Raw genomic sequence first — 14,239 nt, forward strand, 5'->3', positions numbered from 1 at the left:
TACTTGCAGGTCCGATGATACTATCAAATATTACGGTGCCACTGTTAGGATTAGTCGATACGGCAGTGATTGGTCATATGGGGGATGCGCATTTTTTGGCTGGGATTGCGCTTGGCTCTAGCGCTATCTCGGTATTATTTTGGCTTGCAAGTTTTCTGCGAATGAGTACAACAGGAGTGATTGCTCAATCAAGCGGCCAACAAGACCATGACAAGCTAACACGTTCACTATATACCAGTATGCTCATCGCGCTGCTCTTTGCTGTGAGTTTGATTGTATTATCTCCTCTGTTGATCCAAGTAATTGCTCAGCTTTCAAATGCTTCTAGTGAAGTATTTGAGCAAGCAAAATTATATTTTCAAATCCGTGTATTTAGCGCGCCTGCAGCAATGTTGAATCTTGTGTTGCTGGGCTTTATGCTTGGGATGCATTACGGGCGAGGGCCATTTTATCTGGTGTTGTTCACAAACATAGTGAATATAGCCTTGGACATTTTATTTGTTGTCGGATTTGAGTGGGGGTAGCAGGTGCAGCTTGGGCTTCACTCATTGCAGACTATTCGGCATTAGGCTTATCCTTGTTTTTGAGTATATTGGTCGCAAAGCGTCACGGTATTGTGTTGAAATTCACTCTACCAGGGCGTGCGCAGTGGCTCAGTTTACTCACCTTGAATCGTGATATTTTTATTCGCTCCTTGATCTTACAACTATGCTTTAGTTTCATGACTTTCTATGGCGCAAGGCTTGGTGAAGTCACGTTGGCGGCCAACGCTGTATTACTTAATTTTTTGATGTTAGTCAGCTTTGCGATGGATGGTATCGCTTATGCTGCGGAGGCTAAAGTCGGCAGAGCAAAAGGACAAGGCTCGTTGGGGCAATTGCAATTATGGGTAAAGGTGAGCTTGTTTTGGGGGCTGCATTTGCGCTTTTATACAGTGCTATTTTTTATCTAGCTGGTGGCTGGATCATTAGCTTATTAACCAATATCCCCGAAGTAATAACATTGGCAGATACTTACTTACCTTGGTTGGTACTATTACCTTTGATTGCCATGAGTTGCTTTTTGTTTGACGGCATCTTTGTTGGGCTTACTCGTGCTAAAGAAATGCGAAATAGCATGTTAGTTTCTGCGGTATTCGGTTTTTTCTTGCCGTTTTTGATTGCATTGCCACTTGGTAATCATGCGCTCTGGCTTGCGATGAGTTGTTTTATGGGGTTGCGTGGATTGACCTTGGCATATAAATATCATCAGCTCACTAGAGGGGCTGCACTACTTGAATGATGGGGCTGCCTTAAGCAAACGGGTCGTTATCTTTTAGGGCTTGGCGGCGTTTTTCTCTGGCTTCTATCACTTGAGAAAAGCGATTAGCAAAAATGCCAATATAACCGTAAAAGGCACAGCACAAACCAGGAAGTAAAAGCACTAAACCTACGATTTGAAAGCGATGATCTTGATAATAACCCAGTGCGATAAAAGCACCTGCGAGTAACACAATAACAAGGCCAAAAAGGAAAAATTTGAGACTTCGCTTAGGGTGAGACCCTAAGCGATAAATGAGGGTTTTGCTCATTAATAGTAAGAGTGTTCGCCGCGCGCGTGCTCTGTGATGTCACGTACGCCGTTGATTTCTTCAAACTTAGCGATCATCTCTTTTTCGATGCCTTCTTTTAACGTAACATCAATCATTGAACAGCCGTTACAACCGCCGCCGAATTGCAGTACTGCAATACCATCAGCGGTAATTTCTACTAGGCTAACTTGTCCGCCATGGTTGGCCAGTTGTGGATTTACTTCTGTCACAAGCATGTGCTCTACGCGCTCAGCTAGGCTCGCATCGTCACGTAATCGTTTAGCTTTGGCATTTGGTGCCTTAAGCGTCAACTGACTCCCCATTTTATCGGTAACGAAGTCGATATCGGCTTCTTCTAAAAATGGTGCACTTTCTTCATCAACGATGGCTTCAAAACCATTAAACGGTAAGCGGATATCGCTTTGCTCAACGGCATCTGCTGGGCAATATGACACACCACACTCAGCTTGAGAGGTGCCTGGATTAACCACGAAAACTCTAATATTTGTGCCTTCAGCCTGATCGGCTAATAGTTTCGCGAAATGGCTTTGGGCAGAATCTGAAATATGTATCATAATTCGCTCTATACTTGACTAAATTACTTGGTTAATACGTATCATACTCTCCTCGTCGTGTTGTCGCTAGTGTTCGGCGTAAAAATTTGGCAATCGGCGGTGCGCTTGTTAGCTTGAAAAGTAATCGGAATTAAAGGACATTATCATGCGGTTAATAAGCTGTATTATCGTGCTGTTGAGCTTTAGCTTGCAGGCCAAGCCCATTGCCTATTATTTTGGCGATGAAGTAAAGTTTGACCCTACAATAACTACGCCAAAACAAGCATTTGGATATGAAGTTGGGCAGTGGCATTTGCGCCACGGTCAAATCGTTAATTATCTACATACCCTTGCAAGTGAAAGCCCAAGGTTGAGTGTCGAAACTATCGGGTTTAGCCATGAGCGACGTCCTTTGTTACTCCTAAAAGTGAGCTCGCCACAAAACCAACAAAACTTGGCGCGTATTCAACAAGATCATATTGCGTCATTGAGCAGTGGCCAAAACCGCTCAGGTCAGCCTGTTGTGATGTGGATGGGTTATAGCGTGCACGGTAATGAGTCTTCAGGAAGCAATGCAGCGGTACTCATGGCATATTATTTAGCTGCGGCGCAGGGCGAGTCTGTTACGCAGCTCCTTGATAATGCGGTGATATTGTTAGATCCAGCCTTGAACCCTGATGGCTTATCACGTTTTGCTACATGGGCAAACGCCAATAAGAGTATGTCTCTATCAACTGATCCTGCACATCGTGAGCATAATGAATCTTGGCCTTCTAGTCGCACTAACCACTATTGGTTTGATCTCAATCGCGATTGGTTACTACTACAACATCCTGAGTCAAAAGCGCGGATCAAAGCGTTCCATAAGTGGAAGCCTAACGTATTGACCGATTTCCATGAAATGGGCCCAAATAGCACTTATTTCTTTCAACCTGGGATCCCAACAAGAACCCACCCAATCACCCCATTGAAGAACGTAGAGCTGACCGATGCGATTGGCAAATTCCATGCTAAAGCGCTTGATGCTCAAGGGGAATTATATTTTACACAAGAGAGCTTTGATGATTTTTATTATGGTAAAGGTTCTACGTACCCCGATGCAAATGGTGCCGTTGGCATTTTGTTCGAACAAGCAAGTAGCCGAGGGCATGCGCAAGAAACTCAGTATGGTGTGTTGAGTTTTCCTGAGACGATTAAAAATCAGGTCACGACGAGTCTCTCGACTTTCCAAGCTAGTACAACGCATCGACGCGCTTTGCTTGATTATCAACAGCAGTTTTACCAACAAGCGAACGAGCTTGCCAATAAAGATGAAATCAACGGCTACGTTGTTGCACGCGGCAAAGATAGTTATCGCTTTCAAGCGTTTGTGGATTTGCTGAAACAGCACCAGATCGATGTGAAATACCTCTCTAAGGCCAAAGAAGTAGATAGTACTGAATATCAGCAAGGTGACTTATACATTCCGCTAGCCCAGCCGCAATATCGCTTGATAAAAGCACTATTCAGCACACAGACGCATTTTAAGGACAACACGTTCTACGATGTTTCTGGTTGGACTATGCCGTATGCTTACGATCTAAATTTTGACTCAGTGAAAAGTGGTTGGGGCTTAAAGTTTCAAGATGAATCAAGCACAGAATCAAATGTGTTAGTTCCCGTTGCCGGAAGTTACGCCTACACCATAGAGTGGCACCATTACCTGGCGCCACAATTAGCAAATCGCCTCCTACAGGCAGGAGTGAAAGTGGCAGCTGCAATGTCACCATTTTCAGCATCAACCACCTCAGGCTCTCATGACTTTCAGGCTGGGACATTGGTGATTGCAAGTGGTATTCAGCAGCAGGCAGGCTGGTTTACTGAGCTTGAAACAATCGCTAGAGAGCTTTCACTTCCTGTGTATAGTGTGACTACAGGACTCACACAAAGCGGTGTAGATTTTGGCTCAAGGCAAATGCTACAGCTGCAAAAGCCTGAAGTACTCATCATCGGTGGTCCGGGTGTAAGTCAATATGAAGCGGGTGAACTTTGGTATCATTTGGATAGGCATTTAAAGCTCGCTCCTTCAATTGTGGAAAAGCAGCACATCGAAAAACTCGATCTTACGCGCTATACCCACATTTTATTGGCTGATGGTAAATATGGAGATTTAAGTGACAAGAGCAAAGCCAAGATCTTGAGCTGGGTTACTAAAGGCGGTGTGATTTGGGGCCAAAAGCGTGGTGCGCAGTGGCTAATTGAACAGCAGCTGCTGGATGCTGAAATGGTTTCAAGCAAAGAAATGCGAGCACTGTTTGACAGCAAAAATCTCAAGTTTGCAGATCAGGATAGCTTGTCGGCAAAGCAGCGTATTGCAGGCGCGATTTTTGACGCGCGTTTAGACTTGAGCCACCCCTTGTCTTTTGGCTTCGAGAACCGTGAATTACCTGTATTTAAAAATAGTACTTGGGTTATGCATCGCGATAATAAGCCGTTTATTGAGTCATTGACGTATACCAAAAAGCCTCTGTTGGCGGGGTATGCTGACAATATTAATGTTGAACAGATAGCTGGTTCTTCGGTCTTGATTGCGTCAAAGTCTGGACGTGGCGTAGCTGTGGGAATGACAGACAACCCGGTATTTCGTGGCTTTTGGTTCGGCTCTAGTCGACTACTGAACAACGCATTGTTTTTTGCACAAGGCATAAGATAAGGTGAGGGTTAGCCTATCTTTCGAAGTTAAATTTTAAGCTGTTTGTTGTGGTTCGATACTTAAGTGCTACCACTCATAAAATAGGTTTTTAAGCATCAAACGGTGTGAGGCAGATACTCAATGCCCACACCATTTTCGCACCATTTTGTTTACACACTTTTGCCGCCGCATTCATAGTCGCGCCCGTTGTGATCACATCCTCAAGTAATACGATATTTTTTCCCTCAACAGATTGGTTTAGCACAAATGCATTGTTTAAATTACGTTTTCGTTTAGCTTTGGTCAGCTGAGATTGCGGTTTAGTATGTTTTGCTCTTTCGAGTATCGTCGGGGCAAGTGGTAGCCCTTGCCAAATTTGCTCCACTTGATTGTAACCTCGTCGGATTAAACGTTTTCGGTGCAGTGGCAAGCAACAAGCTAGGTCTACCGAGAAAACATCTTCTTCACTAAAGCGCTGCCATAGAGTTTGAGCCAGCAGGTTTAAGGCACATTGATATGCTTTGCTATGGTTAAACTTTACTCCTTGCAACCATGTGTTTATCGGCGTGCGGTACCAACTCGCCACGGTTAACCCATCGCACTCTTCAAGGCTAACCATGCGTTGGATATTGGGGTAATTAAGTAGATTAATCTCTTGTTCCATAAAGTCTAAGCAGGCTTGTAAGCAGTGTGGACAAAGCAAGGCTTCTGTTGTGCGTTGTTCACAACATACACAAGGCTGACACCACTTTTTAGGTAATAACCGATTAAGTTGGATCATTGCTTTCCATCCCGGGTTAGCTATCATGGCGTCAAGTTTGGTATAGAGAACAGATAAATGCAAAATGAAGTTATGCTGCTCCATGGCTGGGGGATGAACAAAGCGGTGTGGCAGTTATGCGAGGAAGCTTTAGCACCTACAACACCGATTAAAGCGGTTAATCTTCCTGGATTTGGTGGTACACCAAGCGCCGAGGGCGATTATTCTCTTGAGCGTAACGCTTTACTTATTGCTGAGCAGCTGATGCCACAAAGCGTGCTGATAGGCTGGTCTTTGGGGGGCTTATTTGCATTGTATTTAGCTGCTCATTTTCCAGACAAAGTTAGCAAGGTTATTTTGGTCGCTTCAACGCCATTTTTTTGTGAGCAAGCTGATTGGCCCGGAATAGCCCCTAAGGTGCTAAACAACTTTGAGACTCAACTGCAAACCAATAGCGCAAAAACGATAGAAAGGTTTTTAGCGATTCAAGCGATGGGCAGTGAACATGCCAGAGAAGACATCAAACAACTCAAAGCGCTACTAGGCACACTGCCGGAAGCGGAGGCGAAAGCACTAGCTGGTGGACTGGAGATATTGAAATCGCAGGACTTACGTGATGAATTTTCACGGCTGCAACTCCCCACAATAGGCATATTCGGCCGTTTAGACTCTCTTGTGCCACAAGCGGCTGTAGAGAAAATGCAGGTACTCAATCCAAATTTTAAGGCTCATACGCTTGCAAAAGCCTCTCATGCGCCTTTTATCTCTCATAAAGAAGCCTTTTTATCACTCCTTAAATCAATTATTTAGATATTTGGAACAATAAAGCGGCAAAAAATTGCCGCTTTTACTTTTCTTTGTTGATATTTTGCGCAATAATTAGTCAGTAAGAAAAGGTTTATCTAGGTGCGAATATGCCAATAGGTGATGTGTTAAATAATGGAATCGACGGTTATAACCGCGCTGCTCAGGGGATTGCCCAAGCAAGTGCTGATATTAACCGCGCTGCCATCGATCAACAAAGCGATTCTGAACGTGCATCTGGGCGACAGTTGCAGGGTGCCAGCGCCGGTGAAGCTGTGACAGCTCCTGTGAGCGAAACCCCAAGCTTGACCGAATCCGTGGTAGCCTTAAAAGTTGAAGAGTTTAACGCGAAAGCCAATGTGCAAACTATTCGCACTGCAGATGAAGTGCTAGGTACGTTGATTGATATTAAAGTGTAATGAACATAGTAACGCCACCACCGGCGATGAATTTAAACACTGCCAACGTGTACACCGAAACGGTTGTACGCGATAACCAGCTGCGTGAAGCGATCCCAAAACCTGCACCAACTAATCCCTCATTTACCGAAAACCGCAACCTTTCCGACTCTGAAAAAGGCCGCTCTTCTAACGTAGACGATGCAAAAGTTTACGGTTCTGATGGTAAAACAGAGCAAAGCAAAACCATTCAAGGCAAAGAGCAAGGTGAAAAAGGCGAAGGCCAAGAAAAAGAAAAGAATGAACAAGAGCAGCAACAAACAGAGCAAGATGAGCAGGTCGTTCAAGAATTAAAATCTCGAGATAGAGAAGTAAGATTACATGAGCAGGCTCATGCCAGAGTAGGCGGGCAATATGCCGGATCACCGAGTTATGAATATCAGCGCGGTCCTGATGGTAATAACTACGCTATTGGCGGTGAGGTGATGATCGACGTTGCGCCGCTTGAAGGTGATCCGCAGGGCACGATTGAAAAAATGCAAACGGTGAGAGCGGCAGCGTTAGCACCAGCAGAACCATCTGGCGCTGACAGAGCCATCGCAGCAGATGCGACTCAAAAACTCTCGGCGGCGCAGGCTGAGTTGGCAAAAGCTTCTATCAGTGGTGAAGAACAAAGTGATAGCAAGCGGGTGCAAAACATTCAAACTCGCCGCTTGAGTGGTGAGCAGGCAAAAGCAGAGAGTGAAGAAGAGCAAGCCAAGCTTAAGCAGGATGCAGATCCTTATGCTGTTGCGATGCCAATTGAAGCCGACCCTGAAATCCAAGCAAGATCGCTCAGGATCTCAAATTTTTATCAACATGTAGCGATGCCTAATCAACCCGCATCGCTATCAGTGCAAATTTAACCGTAGGTATTGGCCTTCTCCTCCGCGGGCCATTGCAGTGAAAACGAGTTAAAACCCCCGACAAACGAAAAGCGCGACCAAGGCCGCGCTTTTCTTTGTTCATCGCATTGTTGAACCTGAACTCGGGATAACAACTTGTTCTCTAGCAGCTGTTATCCCTTACTACTGCGTTAAATTTGCTTGCAATAGGCCAGCTATTGACGCACAAATTTGCCTTGTATTAAGAAATAACTCCTAGCTAGAGCGATATTACGCTTTTGAACTTAGTGATTTTAGTGGATTAACTTACTTCTTATCCCAAGTTCAGGTTATTGAGATTACTTCTTCAGCTTTGCGAAGGCTTCAGCAAACGCATTACCCATCGCGGCGTTACCTGCATCTCGTGACTTTGGCTTAGAAGACTTAGACGCTGGTTTCCCTTTGTGCGGCTTAGCGTTTTGTTTTTGCGCTGGAGCTTGAGATATTTCATCGTTTAGGCGCATGGTAAAGCTAATGCGTTTACGAGGCACATCAACCTCAATCACTTTGACCTTAACGATATCTCCCGCTTTAACGACTTCACGCGGATCGGAAATAAACTTATCCGTGAGTGCTGAAATGTGAACAAGTCCATCTTGATGTACACCAACATCCACAAAAGCCCCAAAATTGGCAACATTAGAGACCACACCTTCTAAAATCATACCGACTTTAAGATCTGTGATTGTCTCAACACCAGCTTTAAACTGCGCCGTTTTAAATTCTGGTCGAGGATCTCGGCCTGGCTTATCTAACTCTTTGATAATATCAGTGACCGTTGGTACTCCAAACTTATCATCTACATAGTCATTTGCCACAAGGCCATTCAAGACTTCGCGATTACCGATAAGGGTATTCACTTCTAGATTTTGTTTTTTACAAATCGCTTTGACAACAGGGTAAGCTTCTGGGTGCACTGCTGATGCATCCAGAGGATCGTCGCCATTGGCGATACGTAAGAAACCAGCTGCTTGTTCAAATGCTTTCGGTCCTAATCGCTCAACTTTTTTAAGCGCTTTGCGATCCGTGAAAGAGCCATTTTCGTCGCGGTATTTTACGATGTTGCTGGCTAATGTTTTATTCAAACCCGAGACGCGCGTGAGTAATGGTATCGATGCAGTGTTCACATCGACACCTACTGAGTTTACGCAGTCTTCGACCACTGCCGTTAGTGTTTGTCCTAACTGGCTTTGAGAAACATCATGCTGATATTGGCCAACACCGATTGATTTAGGTTCGATTTTCACAAGCTCTGCTAACGGATCTTGTAATCTTCTTGCGATAGAAACTGCACCGCGTAGAGATACATCAAGATCTGGAAATTCGTTTGCGGCAAATTCAGAGGCAGAGTACACCGATGCGCCAGCTTCACTCACCATGATTTTGTTGAGTTTTAATTCGGTAGCGCTTTTTAGCAGTTCTGCAGCAAGTTTGTCGGTCTCGCGAGATGCCGTTCCGTTCCCGATAGCGATAAGCTCAACTTTGTATTGGCGACACATTTGCTCTAGTGTCTTCAGCGACTTGTCCCACTGGTTTTGTGGCGCATGAGGGTGGATTGTGCTAGTTGCAATCAGTTTACCTGTGGCATCGACAATGGCGATTTTGCATCCGGTGCGAAGGCCCGGATCTATACCCATTGTCACTTTTGCACCCGCAGGCGCAGCCATCAGCAGATCTTTTAGGTTTTTCGCGAAGACTTCGATAGCGTCTAGCTCTGACTTTTCACGCATTGACCCTAAGAATTCATTTTCCAAGTGCAGGGCTATTTTAATCTTCCATGCCCACTGTACTACACCCATTAACCAATCACTGGCAGCTTTACCTGAGACCGCAAGGCTATAATGGTCAGCAATGATCTGTGCACAAAATTGAGCGGCGTCCTCTGCGCTTGGTTCCGGGTTGATAGATAGCTGCAAAAAGCCTTCGTTACGTGCTCTTAGCATTGCCAGCGCTCGGTGTGATGGAATTTTACTTAGTAGCTCATTATGCTCAAAGTAGTCACGGTATTTACTCCCTGCTTCTTCTTTACCGGCAATGACTCTTGCTTCAATTTGCGCGTTGTCTTTAAGGTGTGCACGGAGTTTAGCGAGTAGTTTAGCGTCTTCTGCAAAACGCTCCATAAGAATGAACTTAGCGCCATCTAAAGCCGCTTTACTGTCTGCAACGCCTTTGCTTTCATCAATGTAAGGAGTAGCTTGCTGTTCTGGGTCTAACGTGGGATCTGCAAATAAAGCGTCAGCTAAGGGTTCCAAACCTGCTTCTATTGCGATCTGACCTTTTGTTCTGCGCTTTGGTTTGTATGGGAGATATAAATCTTCGAGCACGGTTTTGCTGTCGGCAGCTTGTATTTCTGCGCTTAACTCTGAGGTGAGTTTACCCTGCTCATCGATGGTTTTTAAAATAAACTCGCGACGTTCATCGAGCTCTCGTAAGTAACTTAACCTTTGCTCAAGCAAACGCAGTTGAGTGTCATCTAAGCCACCCGTTACTTCTTTACGGTAACGTGCAATAAATGGAACGGTTGCCCCTTCGTCTAGCAAACTAATAGCAGCATTAACCTGCTGTTCTCTGGCGTTAAGCTCAGTTGCTAAACGTTGTGTGATATTGCTCATGCAAAATCCTTATACTCTTCTTAGTCGGTCTGTGTTGCCTAGATAATACTCATCTCGGCAAACAAAATTTAGCTCAATATTATCATTGTTCGGTGTTTCTGCGATATTCGATTTGGTTGATATACCAAAGTCTTTGGCCGTGCGGTGTGATGACCGTAATTTCATCATCGACTTGTTTGCTTAGTAAGGCCCTAGCCATTGGCGCATCGATGGAGATGTAGTCATTACGTTCGTAAATTTCATCTGGTCCAACAATACGAAATGCGCGAATCTCGCCTTCTTCGCTCTCTACTTCTACCCAAGCGCCAAAAAACACTTTACCTTCTTGTTCGGGACTGTATTCGACGACTTTTAGTTCGGGCATGCGCTTTCGTAAAAAGCGCACTCGTCTATCTATTTGCCTCAATAAACGTTTATTGAAGGTGTAGTCGGCATTTTCGGAGCGATCGCCTAAACTCGCTGCCCAATTCACAATTTTGGTGATCTCTGGGCGTTTCTCAAACCACAGATGATCATGTTCTTGCTGCAGTTGGCGGTATCCTTCGGGCGTGATCAAGTTCGTTTTCATGTTTCTCAGGTGTTTTGGGTAAAACCCTTGTAATGTTCGGTAACAATCTAGTATCAATGTATGGTGTCGAAAAGCACCAAATTCAATTATATTTAAGCATAATAATATCATGGTCCATTATTGCCATGAGCGTTAAATGAACAGGATGATGATTTGTGCACGAAATGTCGCAGATCAGCAAGCTTTAGTAAATTAATAAATAGAAGAAATATAAATGGGAAATGAAACCACCAAAGTGCTCGTAGTTGACGACGATATGCGTTTGCGCAGTCTTTTAGAACGTTATCTAGTTGAGCAGGGATTTATCGTCCGCAGCGCAGCCAATTCTGAACAAATGGATAGACTGCTTGAACGCGAAAACTTTCACTTGATGGTGTTAGACTTGATGCTTCCCGGAGAAGATGGCCTTTCCATCTGTCGTCGTTTAAGACAAAAAGAGAATGAGATCCCGATTGTCATGTTGACGGCTAAAGGTGATGAGGTTGACCGTATTATTGGCCTTGAGCTTGGCGCAGATGATTACATTCCAAAACCCTTCAACCCAAGAGAACTGCTGGCGCGGATCAAAGCCATTCTTCGTCGCCGTGCTAAAGAAGTACCTGGTGCACCTGCTGCAGAAGAAAATGAAGTGAGCTTTGGTAACTTTACCCTTAATTTAGCGACGCGAGAGATGCAACATGGGGAAGCGACGATTTCACTTACCTCAGGTGAGTTTGCGGTACTTAAAGCGCTGGTGAGCCACCCTCGAGAGCCGCTTAGTCGAGATAAGTTAATGAATCTTGCTAGAGGGCGTGATTATAGTGCACTTGAGCGCAGCATTGACGTTCAGGTTTCGCGCTTGCGTCGTATGATTGAAGATGACGCGTCTAATCCTCGCTATATACAAACTGTGTGGGGTCTTGGGTACGTATTTGTGCCTGACGGCGTGAAGTAGTCAGTATGTTACCTCGTAGTGCATTTGGGCAAACCGTCTTCTTTGTAGGCGCTTTGCTATTGATAAATCAAGTCGTATCTTACATTACTGTTACCTTATACGTCTTCAAACCAACCTTTGAGCAAGTGAATCTGATGCTTGCTAAGCAGGTTAAAACGGTCTTCATTGATTGGGAGAATGGTGTTGAAGTTAATAACAGTGTATCTCGCAAATTTTTCGAGATAACGGGTATTGAGGTCATGACGCAAAGAGAGGCCTATGTAAATGGGTTGGGGCAGGCCAAAGAATATACATTGCTTTCTCGTAGTATGTCAGAGCAACTTAACGGCTCTGCGCGTGTCAGGATAAGCCAAGGAGATCCGGTTGTTTATTGGGTCGAAGCACCGCAAGCGCCTGGGTATTGGGTAAGGGTACCGCTTAGCGGACTCAGTGAAACAAAAATGGAGTTTTTAGTTTTTTACCTCTCCAGTATTGGTTTTTTAAGTGTGTTAGGGGGTTGGCTTTTTGCTAGGCATCTCAACAAACCGCTAAAATCGCTACAAATTGCAGCTAGTCGAGTAGGCGTCGGGGACTTTTCAACACGTCTTGTCGAAGAAGGGTCTACTGAAGTCATAGAGGTGACTCGGGCATTTAATAAAATGTCTAAGGGGATCGCAGACCTAGAAAGTGATAGACGACTGTTAATGGCTGGTGTGTCACACGATTTACGTACGCCCTTAACCCGAATTCGTCTAGCAACTGAAATGATGTCGGATGAAGAAGACTACCTGCGCGAGGGGATCATCGACGATATTGAAGACATGAATGCGATTATCGACCAATTCATTGAATATCTCCGTCATCACAACGGCGCAGAAATGTCGGCAGATGACGTTAACTCGGTTATTGAAGAAGTCGTTCATGCAGAGCAGCAGCATCAGCGACCAATTCACTTGCAAGCAGAGGAATACTTACCTGCGGTGATGATGAATGCCGTCGCGTTAAAGCGGGTGTTCACTAATATGATTGAAAATGCGATCCGTTATTCTGAACAAGATATTGAGGTGACGACAGAATACAGCCCCAAGCACCGTGCTGTTATCGTAAAAGTAATGGACAGAGGGCCAGGTATCCCTGAGTCAGAGTTAGAGTCTGTATTCGAACCATTTAAACAGGGAGATCAGGCTAGAGGTAGTGAGGGGAGTGGCTTGGGGCTTGCCATTATCAAACGTATCGTGACCACACACGGCGGTAAAGTAAGACTACGAAATCGAGATGGTGGTGGTCTGATCGCGGAGGTTTCACTGCCTGCTTATCGGGGAAAGCTTGAGGAAGCATGATTTTCAATAGGGTAGGCGAGCAAGTTGAGCACAATAAAGCATAGAGATTTAAGCTATCAAAAGGGAATGTTAGATACACCGTATTTAAACCAATTGAAGCGAGTGATAGCGACAAGCTTTTCCAAGGTAGAGGTTGAGCATTACTTTGCTCTGTACTTTGAAAAAGGTGAAAGCACAAAGCGCAGACTCCGGTTGTTTTTATCAGGCGGTGACATTATCGGCTATTGCTTATTGACCTTTGATGATAGCAACAAGGATGTTTGCATTGTTGGCGCTTCAGCTGCTTTTTTGCCTGACTTTAGAGGGAAAAATAGTACCTTTAGGTTTTCTCTTATCGAGGTATTAAAACGTTATATACGTAACCCATGTAGAAAACTGTTATATGCAGATACCATGCTCAGTCCCGCCATGTTCAGGGCCATGGCAAAAAATATCGCCGAAGTTTATCCAAATAACTTGCCTCAAAATAGCGCGATAGCAACGCTCTATGACACCATCAACCCGGTTGGCTTGGTAAGCCCTCATAATGGCTTAAGATGTTTGAAGGTTGTTGGGCGTAAAACCAATTACAGCGAGGCTGAAATCGCACGCTTTAGAGAAAGCAGCAAAACTGAGATTTCACTTTACTGTAGTGTTAATCCTGACTTTGATAAGGGAATTGCGCTTGTGGCTATCATTCCAATCACGATGAAACAATTTGTTTTAACCTTTAAAAAGTTGGTGCTAAATAAGCTTTGGAGTACTTTGGAATAGGGCGAATTTTCGCCCTATTAAAGGACTTGGTTATCGCTTTATTAGCAGATATCTACTGAACGACAAAGTCCCATTGACTCACAAATCGCAGGGTGAGTATCACAAATCTGCCAACTGCCACAATCAACTCTAGAGCCAAAAGTCGCGCCCGCGGCAGCTATTTTTCTGGTCGCCTGATTGTTTAGATCTTTAGCTTGCAACGATTTTAGTTGTTTCTTTTTTAATTGTAATTTCATGGTTTTCCTTATGCATGTTGTTTAATTAACCAACAATATATAAGCACGCATGTACCTAAATGTTAATACTAGGTTTATTGAAAGATATTCATGTGTATAAAAAGAGGCACAAAAAAACGCCCAAACAAGGGGCGCTT

At 44.4% G+C, this 14,239-nt stretch carries 13 protein-coding genes and 1 pseudogene; 8 read left to right on the forward strand and 6 right to left on the reverse strand.

Features of this window, described 5'->3' with window-relative positions; genetic code table 11:
• Nucleotides 1-14 precede the first annotated feature (14 nt).
• Nucleotides 15-1,281, forward strand: a pseudogene (locus B1L02_RS01765) (MATE family efflux transporter).
• Nucleotides 1,282-1,291: 10 nt separating this feature from the next.
• On the opposite strand, the gene B1L02_RS01770 reads toward B1L02_RS01765, so the two are convergent.
• Nucleotides 1,292-1,570, reverse strand: coding sequence for a hypothetical protein (locus B1L02_RS01770; RefSeq protein ID WP_088529691.1), 279 nt, complete (start codon nt 1,568-1,570; stop codon nt 1,292-1,294).
• Nucleotides 1,570-2,145, reverse strand: coding sequence for a Fe-S biogenesis protein NfuA (gene nfuA, locus B1L02_RS01775; protein ID WP_010378467.1), 576 nt, complete (start codon nt 2,143-2,145; stop codon nt 1,570-1,572). Before nfuA ends, B1L02_RS01770 begins: the two co-directional genes overlap by 1 nt.
• 145 nt (nt 2,146-2,290) lie before the next feature.
• Between nfuA and B1L02_RS01780 the strand changes: the two genes are divergently transcribed.
• Nucleotides 2,291-4,816: a M14 metallopeptidase family protein gene (locus tag B1L02_RS01780; RefSeq protein WP_088529692.1), complete on the forward strand. Its 2,526-nt coding sequence runs from the start codon at nt 2,291-2,293 to the stop codon at nt 4,814-4,816.
• 88 nt (nt 4,817-4,904) lie between these two features.
• Here the strand turns inward: B1L02_RS01780 and B1L02_RS01785 are convergent, their stop codons facing one another.
• Entirely contained in the window at nt 4,905-5,576 is a 672-nt protein-coding gene (locus B1L02_RS01785; protein ID WP_088529693.1) for a ComF family protein, read from the reverse strand.
• Nucleotides 5,577-5,633: 57 nt separating this feature from the next.
• On the opposite strand from B1L02_RS01785, the gene bioH reads away from it, so the two are divergent.
• From bioH to B1L02_RS01800, 3 genes are all read left to right on the forward strand, one after another.
• Nucleotides 5,634-6,365, forward strand: a complete 732-nt coding sequence (gene bioH, locus B1L02_RS01790) for a pimeloyl-ACP methyl ester esterase BioH (protein WP_088529694.1) — start codon at nt 5,634-5,636, stop codon at nt 6,363-6,365.
• 104 nt (nt 6,366-6,469) lie between these two features.
• A complete protein-coding gene (locus tag B1L02_RS01795) occupies nt 6,470-6,778 on the forward strand; it encodes a hypothetical protein (protein WP_010378475.1) in 309 nt (102 codons plus the stop codon).
• Nucleotides 6,778-7,662 (forward strand): putative metalloprotease CJM1_0395 family protein, encoded by an 885-nt coding sequence (locus B1L02_RS01800; protein ID WP_010604361.1) that lies wholly within the window; start codon nt 6,778-6,780, stop codon nt 7,660-7,662. The genes B1L02_RS01795 and B1L02_RS01800 overlap by 1 nt, the downstream gene beginning before the upstream one ends.
• A gap of 317 nt (nt 7,663-7,979) precedes the next feature.
• On the opposite strand, the gene B1L02_RS01805 is transcribed toward B1L02_RS01800, so the two are convergent.
• Together B1L02_RS01805 and greB are read right to left on the reverse strand one after the other, a co-directional pair.
• Nucleotides 7,980-10,292 (reverse strand): Tex family protein, encoded by a 2,313-nt coding sequence (locus tag B1L02_RS01805; protein ID WP_088529695.1) that lies wholly within the window; start codon nt 10,290-10,292, stop codon nt 7,980-7,982.
• Between the two features lie 82 nt (nt 10,293-10,374).
• Entirely contained in the window at nt 10,375-10,860 is a 486-nt protein-coding gene (gene greB / locus B1L02_RS01810; protein WP_088529696.1) for a transcription elongation factor GreB, read from the reverse strand.
• Between the two features lie 214 nt (nt 10,861-11,074).
• Here greB and ompR point away from each other — a divergent pair, with 214 nt between their 5' ends.
• From ompR to B1L02_RS01825, 3 genes are read left to right on the forward strand one after another with little or no spacing between them, the layout of a single operon-like run.
• A complete protein-coding gene (gene ompR, locus B1L02_RS01815; RefSeq protein WP_010378483.1) occupies nt 11,075-11,794 on the forward strand; it encodes a two-component system response regulator OmpR in 720 nt (239 codons plus the stop codon).
• Between the two features lie 5 nt (nt 11,795-11,799).
• Complete coding sequence (gene envZ / locus B1L02_RS01820; protein WP_088529697.1) at nt 11,800-13,113, forward strand: two-component system sensor histidine kinase EnvZ; 1,314 nt, start codon at nt 11,800-11,802, stop codon at nt 13,111-13,113.
• A gap of 24 nt (nt 13,114-13,137) precedes the next feature.
• Nucleotides 13,138-13,866, forward strand: a complete 729-nt coding sequence (locus tag B1L02_RS01825) for a hypothetical protein (protein WP_223191983.1) — start codon at nt 13,138-13,140, stop codon at nt 13,864-13,866.
• 41 nt (nt 13,867-13,907) lie between these two features.
• Here the strand turns inward: B1L02_RS01825 and B1L02_RS01830 are convergent, their stop codons facing one another.
• Nucleotides 13,908-14,102, reverse strand: coding sequence for a hypothetical protein (locus tag B1L02_RS01830; protein WP_010378488.1), 195 nt, complete (start codon nt 14,100-14,102; stop codon nt 13,908-13,910).
• Between the last annotated feature and the right edge of the window lie 137 nt (nt 14,103-14,239).

The sequence above is a fragment of the Pseudoalteromonas piscicida genome, assembly GCF_002208135.1.
GTDB classification, from domain to species: Bacteria; Pseudomonadota; Gammaproteobacteria; order Enterobacterales; family Alteromonadaceae; genus Pseudoalteromonas; species Pseudoalteromonas piscicida_A.